This is a genomic window from Bartonella sp. AA168HLJHH (assembly GCF_042197365.1).
GTDB lineage: Bacteria > Pseudomonadota > Alphaproteobacteria > Rhizobiales > Rhizobiaceae > Bartonella.
The window spans coordinates 1-3,748 of the sequence record NZ_JBHIRS010000044.1 but is presented as its reverse complement, the minus strand read 5'-3'; the positions used below and the strand labels follow the sequence as shown (position 1 = coordinate 3,748).

The window sequence follows — 3,748 nt, the reverse complement described above, 5'->3', positions numbered from 1 at the left end:
TCAGCAGAAACCCATTACCATGATGAACAGGGTGATGCCACCATGCATCATAAATCAGAAGTCAACTCTGGAGGCTCGACGACACTTGCCTCTGGAAAAGATTTGAATATTTTAGGCTCTGATGTTCAAACAAAGGATAAACTTCTCTTGCAAGCTGAGAGGAATATTTCGATTGATGCCACACGCAACAGTATGGACAATCAGAATGGGAGTGAAACCTCCCATGTTGCCTTGCACAATGGCTCTCATCTAAGTTCTGGAAAGAATATGGATATCATATCGGGGCACGATATCCATGTCTCTGCTTCCGATATAGATGCCAAGGGCAAGGTGGGGCTGAAAGCCAGTAACGATATTTTAATCAACAATGCAGAAGATAGCTTAAATTATGAGATGTCTGATCACAAAGAGGATGGAATATTTAGTGAGAGAGTCCATAATAATGTTGAGGCTACCCAAGTCGTGAGCTCAAGTATAACAGGCGGTGAAGGGATAGCCTTTGAATCTGGCAACGATACAAAAATCATTGGGTCGATGCTTCTTGCTGGAAAAAAAGAGGAAACACCAGATCAAGCAAAAGCGGATATTTCTATTCATTCTGGTGGGAATATTCTTATAAAAGGCGCTCAAGAACACTACGACCAGCAATACCAATCGTCTTCAAGTAGCTTTTTGCATGAGGAATCGTCCGATAGTTCTCAATCGCATACCACAACGGTCTCCTCTATCCTTGGGGCGACGGGCAACATCGTGTTAGACGCACAAGGAGAAGCCAAGATTTCTGCTTCTCATCTGCTTTCCGGTCAAAATATCAATGTGAGTGGAGAAAGTGTGACGATTGATGGTATGACAGATCACCATAGCAGCTACTCAGAAGAACATGCATCTGGTTTGGGCGCGGGTTCAGGCAAGGACTTTTTATCGATATATGGGAGTGAGACAAAGACAGAAAATGAAGAAAGTTTTGAACATCAAGGCTCTTCTCTCAATGCGAATGGCACTATCAACATCACTGCTAAGAAAAAAGATGTGACAATTGTTGGCTCTGATCTTGCAGGTGAGAATATTAACCTTTCGGCAGCTCGTGATGTCAATGTGCTTGTGGGTCATAATAGCCATAAGTCAAATTCTGAAGAAAAGCGTTCAGGTTTTGGTTTTCAGTTTGGAAACAGCAGCAGCAGTGTTTCTGTAGGAGTTGGGGTTGAGAGCACGAAAGACACCAGCGATCAATGGGAAACCACTTCCACACAATCACACATCACGGCACGCCAAGATGTGCGGATCAGTGCGAACAATGATGTGACCTTGCAAGCAGCCGATGTTTCAGCAGGTCGTGATGTGAGTGTTGATGCCGGTAATAATATCACGCTTTCGGAAAGCCAAGATATCTCTAAGACACAAAAAAAACATGAAAATTTCTTTGCTGGTGTTACAGGTTCTGTCAATGTTGGCATTCTTAGTACCATACAAGATATAAAGGATGCAGGAAAACGTTTTGGTCATGGGGATACAAAACACAAAATCGGCAATGGCATCATTCTTGGTCTAAAAGGCAAAGATCTCTATAACAAAGGCAAAGATCTCTATAATGGGATAAAGAGCGGATCAACAAAAGATTCCCTTCTCAAAATGGTGGATATTTCTACCAGTGTTACCGTAGGCTTTAAGACTGAAAAGGAAGAGAAGTCTTCTCAGACATCTACTGCTGTAACCAATAGCATAGAAGCTGGGCGTTCTGTCAATATGAAAGCCCACAAAGGCAGCATCCATGGTGTTGGAGCCGACGTTATTGCCGGTACCAATCCTGTTTATGCGCTGGGCAATGATCCGCAGAGCGGGAATATCAACTTGGATGCAGGACAGCACATTACCTTTGAAAGTGCGCAAAACACGCAAAGCACACAAAACCATAACCAAAGCGCTTCAATGAATATCGGAGCCAGTTATGGTACCGGTGGCGCAGAGGGAACAGGCAATGCCTCCTTTAGTCAAGGAGAAGGCTCCAGTGAGGCGGTTCAACAAAAGAACGCCCATATTATAGGCACGGGCGCGGTTCACACCAACAGTGGGGGAAACACCACATTGGCAGGAGCAGTGGTTTCTGGAGAGCGTGTAAAAATGGAAGTAGGAGGTGATTTTACCGTTGTCAGCCGCAGTGATACGGGACAAAGTTCCAGCAAAAAAAACTCTGTTTCTGTTGGGGTTAAAGGCAATGGAAAGCCTGATGGTGCATCAATAAACGTCTCTTTCCAAAATGATCAATCCTCCAGCGATTATCACAGTGTTGTGGAACAATCAGGCATTAAAGCCCGTGATGACGGCTTTGAGATCACCGTTAAAGATAAAACAACGCTGACTGGAGGTATTATTGAAAGCACAGCCTTGGCAGAAAAAAACAGCCTGACCACAGGAAGCATCAGCACCAGTGATATTACCAACAGTGCGAGTGCCAAAGCCAGCAGTGATGGGATTAGCATTGCAGCGGGTGGTGCAATGGGCGAATACGACATCGCTAAAAACATTGCCAAAAATGTTTTAGATCATGCAGAACAACAGGATTCAAGGGAAGGATATACCAAATCTGCCATTAGCGATGGCACCATCGTCATTACTGATGAAGCAGGGCAGAAGGCATTGACAGGGCAAGGCGTTGATCAAACCATAGCTTCCCTTAACCGTAATACCGCTGAAGCTCATAAGGGTGTATCACAAATAGATGTCACTAAGCTGGAACAAACAGCTGGTGAAGACCGTGAAATGGCAACACAATTGCTGGAAGAAGGATTTAAATACAGCGATAAAGCCTATAAAAAATATAGTGAAGAAGCCTCTAAAAAGCGCAATGATGTAGCCCCTAAAAAGCGTAATGCTGAAGCCTCTAAAAAGCGTAATGCTGAAGCCCCTAAAAAGCGCAATGATGTAGCCCCTAAAAAGCACAATGATGTAGCCTCTAAAAAGCGTAATGCTGAAGCCCCTAAAAAGCGTAATGCTGAAGCTCCTAAAAAGCGTAATGCTGAAGCCCCTAAAAAGCGCCATGATGTAGCCCCTAAAAAGCGCAATGATGTAGCCCCTAAAAAGCACAATGATGTAGCCTCTAAAAAGCGTAATGCTGAAGCCCCTAAAAAGCGTAATGCTGAAGCTCCTAAAAAGCGTAATGCTGAAGCCCCTAAAAAGCGCCATGATGTAGCCCCTAAAAAGCGTAATGCTGAAGCCTCTAAAAAGCGTAATGCTGAAGCCCCTAAAAAGCGTAATGCTGAAGCTCCTAAAAAGCGTAATGCTGAAGCCCCTAAAAAGCGCCATGATGTAGCCCCTAAAAAGCACAATGATGTAGCCTCTAAAAAGCGCATGATGGAGTAGAAGGGGAAACCAAATCTGCTATCAGCGATGGGACTATCATCCTTACTGATACAACTGGACAGAGGGCAATGGGGCAAGATGCTGGACAAATCATTGATGCACTCAACTGCAACACCGCTACAGCCCACCAAGCAGTAGGACAGCTAGATGTCGCACCGCTTGAGGATATATTGCGTAATCGTTTAGGTATGAGAAATAAATGGGTAGATGAATGGTTTGATATATGGGATGGGGTTCGTAAAATGGCATTTTATGTTGACCATCCAGTGGGTGAGGTTGCGCATGATGAAAATGGCAATGTCCTCTATTTAACCGATGAAAATGGAAAACCTATAAAAGGCAGTGATGGAAAATATATCACTCTGTATCACTTTTTAAAGCCAGAGGAAGA

1 protein-coding gene and 1 pseudogene are annotated in these 3,748 nt (G+C 44.0%); both read left to right on the top strand.

Translation table 11 applies throughout. The annotated features are described in order from the left end of the window. The coding region (locus ACFINM_RS09475) for a hemagglutinin repeat-containing protein (protein WP_375641251.1) at window positions 1–3,357 on the top strand (3,357 nt) is incomplete at its 5' end. A 68-nt stretch (window positions 3,358–3,425) separates the two neighbouring features. Further along, window positions 3,426–3,748, top strand: a pseudogene (locus ACFINM_RS09470) (filamentous hemagglutinin); the annotation flags it as partial.